Annotated in this window: 6 protein-coding genes; 4 read left to right on the plus strand and 2 right to left on the minus strand. The window is 36.1% G+C overall.

Annotated features, from left to right (window positions below; genetic code table 11):
• Positions 1–101 precede the first annotated feature (101 nt).
• Positions 102–701 (plus strand): DDE-type integrase/transposase/recombinase, encoded by a 600-nt coding sequence (locus KO464_11175; GenBank protein MCC7573919.1) that lies wholly within the window; start codon positions 102–104, stop codon positions 699–701.
• A gap of 110 nt (positions 702–811) precedes the next feature.
• Here the strand turns inward: KO464_11175 and KO464_11180 are convergent, their stop codons facing one another.
• Both KO464_11180 and KO464_11185 read right to left on the minus strand, forming a co-directional pair.
• Positions 812–1228 carry an arsenate reductase ArsC gene (locus KO464_11180; protein MCC7573920.1) on the minus strand — a complete coding sequence of 139 codons (417 nt, stop codon included), beginning with the start codon at positions 1226–1228 and terminating at the stop codon, positions 812–814.
• A 94-nt stretch (positions 1229–1322) separates the two neighbouring features.
• Entirely contained in the window at positions 1323–1688 is a 366-nt protein-coding gene (locus KO464_11185) for a helix-turn-helix transcriptional regulator (protein ID MCC7573921.1), read from the minus strand.
• Positions 1689–1764: 76 nt separating this feature from the next.
• On the opposite strand from KO464_11185, the gene KO464_11190 reads away from it, so the two are divergent.
• From KO464_11190 to cooS, 3 genes are all read left to right on the plus strand, one after another.
• Positions 1765–2598, plus strand: a complete 834-nt coding sequence (locus KO464_11190) for a 4Fe-4S binding protein (GenBank protein MCC7573922.1) — start codon at positions 1765–1767, stop codon at positions 2596–2598.
• A complete protein-coding gene (locus tag KO464_11195) occupies positions 2598–2909 on the plus strand; it encodes a cupin domain-containing protein (protein MCC7573923.1) in 312 nt (103 codons plus the stop codon). Before KO464_11190 ends, KO464_11195 begins: the two co-directional genes overlap by 1 nt.
• Before the next feature lie 66 nt (positions 2910–2975).
• On the plus strand, positions 2976–4757 hold the full coding sequence (gene cooS, locus KO464_11200) for an anaerobic carbon-monoxide dehydrogenase catalytic subunit (GenBank protein MCC7573924.1): 1782 nt from the start codon (positions 2976–2978) through the stop codon (positions 4755–4757).
• Positions 4758–4785 lie beyond the last annotated feature (28 nt).

The following is a 4785-nucleotide window of genomic DNA, read 5'->3' on the forward strand; positions in this document are numbered from 1 at the left end:
AAGCGTGGGATTGGAGTTGATGTTAATCTAGTCCAGCGTATTCTCCTGGAGGAAGGAATGGCAGAAATTTGTCCAATAAAAGAGTCAGAAAAAGGCCTTGGGTGAGATATGAGCGAACATATCCACTATCTGCAGTCCATCTAGACTGGTCAACTGGCACAAATGGAAGCTCAATATGCGTTGTTTTAGATGATGCAAGCCGTAAGATCCTTTCTGGCGGAGAATTCGATAGGCAAAGCGCAGAAACTTCAGTAAAGCTTCTAAAAGAGGCTCTAGACAAATATACACACATCAAGAAGATACGAGAGGCCATAACTGATCGAGGGAGTGAGTTTCATGCTAACAGAAGGGACAAGGAAGGCAATGCAACGCACCCCTTCGAAGATTTCTGCAAGGAGAATGGCATAACTCATATCTTATGCGGAAGAGCACATCCGCAGACCAACGGCAAGGTAGAGAAATGGTTTGACCTTTACAAAAGAAAGCGTGAGAAATTCAAATCATTTAATGACTTTATCCACTGGTACAACTGTGTAAGGCCGCACATGAGCCTTGACTGGGACAATCTTGAAACGCCAGAGCATGCTTTCTGGCGAAAGCTCGAGCCAGTGTTACTTGGAAACTTCATGGAACTTTTAGAAAAGGAGGTAGAAAACTATGAAGCGAAATTTTTAGCAGATTACACATTTTCAGAACTGTAGAAATAAAGCTATATGTGAACCTATAAGTGTCACATTTTCAATATTTATTATCTGATTTATAACGATACATTTGATCATCAAATTTTTTTACCTTCTTTTCCGTTTATTAGTTAATTTTTATCACAGAAAAATTCGATTATCCACTCTCTTATTTCATCCCTAGATTTCCTAAAAGCATTTAACTTAATATTGTCTGTTCCTTCAACTCTCGACGGATCTTCAAATTCCCTATGGACATAGTTTTTTGCACCGGGAATGAAAGGACACATTTCTTTTGCATTATCACAAACTGTGACCACATATTCAAATTTTTTACCTATAAATTGTTCAGTACTTTTTGAGTAATGTTTTGATATGTCAATTCCAAAATCTTTTAAAACTTGGATGGAAAATGGATTTATTTTAGTTGGCGTTGAACCTGCACTATATGCTTCATATTTATCACCGCAAACACTATTTAAGAGACCTTCAGCCATTTGCGATCTTGCAGAATTGTGCGTACATAAAAAAAGAACTTTTTTCTTCATATTATATCACTACATTATTAAAAATAATGATTTAAAAAGTATTTGATAGAATATATGCTAAATGATCTTCTTCTTTCATCATCTCTATGGGGCATTATTCAAGAGCCAATTGGCACTGCTTACAATAGGTAGATGCGCATTCTGGATTATCAAATTTCCATTTGAGCCCCCAATCTTTTATTTGTTGAATTATACGGATAAAATCTTCACCACTTTCAGTTAGAGAATATTCACATTTTATTGGAACTTTTGAATTATCTATAGTTTTCTTGATAAGTCCGTGTTCTTCGAGTTCGGAAAGACGTAAAGATAAAATTTTCGGGGTGATCATGTTTAATCCATTCTTTAATTCATTAAATCTTTTTTCTTTTTCTTTTCCCTTATATAACTCTAACAAAATGAGAAGAGACCATTTTTTACCAACAATATCAAGAGTATTATAAATAGTACAATCTACCATAGTATCAAATAAGAAACTTACTAATTTATATAGGTATCTATTATATATTTAGTATAGAAAAGATATTGGTGTTACAATGTCAAAAAGAGAAATAATTAAAATTGATGAAGAAAAGTGCAATGGATGTGGGCTTTGCGTTCCTAATTGTCCTGAAGGAGCGCTACAGATAATAGATGACAAGGCAAGATTAGTAAGTGATCTATTTTGCGATGGACTTGGGGCTTGCATTGGAAACTGCCCAGAAGGCGCTATATCTGTTGAAGAGAGAGAAGCAGAAGAATACGATGAAAAAAAAGTAATGGAAAATATAGTAAAACAGGGTAAGAATACTATTAAAGCCCATCTTCAGCACTTAAAGGATCACGGCGCCGACAAATATCTTAAACAGGCTGAGGAGGTTCTTGAAGAAAAAGAAATAGAGAATCCTATGAAAGAAGAACACCATTCGCATGGAGCATCTTGCCCTGGTTCCATGATTAAGGATTTTTCAAATGAAGATATGATAGAATATGAAGAAGGAAAGAGATCTTCTCAGCTTAGACAGTGGCCTATACAACTTCATCTTGTTTCACCAAATGCGCCATATTTTGTTAGAAAAGATGTTTTACTTGCTGCAGATTGTACTGCTTTTTCTATTGGAGATTTCCACAAAGATTTTCTTAAAGGCAAGACCTTAACTATAGCATGTCCAAAACTTGATTCTGATAGAGAAATCTATGTTGAGAAAATAAGAAAGATGATTGATGAAGCAAAAATAAACACGTTAACTGTCATGGTGATGGAAGTTCCTTGTTGTTCAGGACTTCTTCAAATCGCTAAGAAAGCTTTGGATATCGCAACTAGAAAAATACCCATAAAAGTAATAATAATTGGAATTAAAGGGGATATATTGAAGGAGGAATGGATATAATGGAAAAAGGATTTTGGAAAGATTTGAATAAAACTATGCAATTCCCTAAAGAAGGAATTTTTAGCACTGTATTGACAAAGTCAAAAACATACAACTATACTCTGATGTGTTTATCAGCAGGTACAAATATAGACACACATACTTCAACTAAGGCCGGCATAGTTCAAGTACTAAGTGGTACTGGTACCTTTACACTTTCTGATGAAGAGATTGAAATGGCTCCAGGAGTATTTATCTTCATGCCTAAGAATGCGCCCCATTCTCTTAAGGCCAAAGATAATCTAGCAATACTATTAGGCTTGACAGATTAATTTTTTTACTTTTTAACAAAACTTATATATAATTATAACTCTAAAATAAATCTGTGAGGAATAATAATGGAAGGAGATAGAGTATCTTATCACGAATCTGTAAAGAAAATGTATGAGAAAATTAAAGATGATAATATAACAAATATATGGAATAGGTACGAGGCTCAAGGATTTGCAGGGGACCCTGACAAAAGATGTCCTTTCTGTCAAGGTGGAGTTAGATGCGATCTTTGTTCTAATGGTCCATGCCGTTCTGATGCTTCTATTGATAAAAGAGGTGTCTGTGGAATCACAGCAGATGGCATGGCTATGAGAATGATGCTCTTGAGAAACGTATTGGGCACTTCGACTTATCATTACCACACCGAACAAACAATAAAAACTCTCAAGGCGACTGCAAAAGATGAAACACCTTTTCAAATAAAAGAGCCAGAAAAATTAAAATCATTTGCTGAAAGACTTGGGGTGGATACTAAAGGCACTATTAAGGAAATTGCTTTAAGATTCAGTGATTTTGTCGAAGAAGATTTCAATAGAAAATATTCTGAGCCCAGTAAAATTGTGGAAATATTAGCTCCGATTGAGAGAAAAGAGACATGGAAAAAACTAGGAATATTCCCTGGTGGAGTTCACGGGGAAATGATGCTTGCAACAAGCTCTTGTTTAACAAACGTAGATGGGTACTATGCAAGTCTGGCATTAAAGGCAATGAGACTTGGGATAGCCATGGCATACCAAAGTCAAATCATAAATGAATTTACTCAAGACATTCTTTTTGGAATTCCAAGACCTCATAAAATGAGGGTTGATCTTGGAGTTTTGGATCCTGATTATGTTAATGTTTTACCAAATGGCCATGAACCTTTCTTGGGATTTGCAATGATTCAACTTGCAAGAAAAGAAGAATGGCAACAGAAGGCTAAGGCTGTAGGCGCTAAAGGTCTTAGAATAATAGCAAATATTGAAACTGGACAGGAAATTATCCAACGATGGGAGATGGATGATGTTTTCTATGGATTCACCGGCAATTGGATCATGCAAGAAGCAATAATGGCAAGCGGATGCATAGATATATTTGTTGCAGATATGAACTGTTCCATGCCTATAGATCCAATATATGCAAAAAAATACAAATTCAAATTGGTTCCTGCAAGTGAACTTGTGGCATTTGAAGGAATAACTGATAGAGTGGACTATCTCCCAAAAGAAGCTGAGAAACAAGCCGGATTACTTTTACAAATGGCAATTGACAACTTCAAAGAGAGAAGAGCATCAATTGAACCAGTTATTGGATTACCTATGAGCGAAGCTATCGTGGGATTTTCTACTGAGAGCATAGTTGAGACGCTTGGAGACACAATTGAACCACTGCTAAATGCAATTAAAGACGGCACAATAAGAGGTGTCGCTGGAATGGTTTCGTGTACTTCTCTAAGAGATTCGGGGCAAGATGTTCACACAATAAAGATGGTAAAAGAATTGATAAAGAGGGATATATTAGTTCTATCCCTTGGATGTGGGAACGGTGCAGTGCAGGTTGGAGGGCTCTGTAGTTTAGAGGCTAAAGAAATGGCCGGCCCAGGATTAAAGAAATTATGCACTCTCTTGAATATTCCTCCTGTATTAAGCTATGGAACATGTACCGATACTGGAAGGCTAGCAGATTTGATTGGAACAATTTCAAAAGCATTAGGAGATGTACCGGTAACAGATCTACCTGTTGTTGCAGTTGCACCAGAATATATGGAGCAAAAAGCAACTATAGACGCTATATTTGCATTGGCATTTGGATTATATACCTACGTTAATCCTGTTCCACCAGTAACAGGTGGAACAGGATTAACGTAGGTATATAATCCAAATGCCAATGCAAATA

Origin of the sequence: Methanofastidiosum sp., assembly GCA_020854815.1 — an archaeon.
In the GTDB taxonomy this organism is placed as follows: Archaea; Methanobacteriota_B; Thermococci; order Methanofastidiosales; family Methanofastidiosaceae; genus Methanofastidiosum.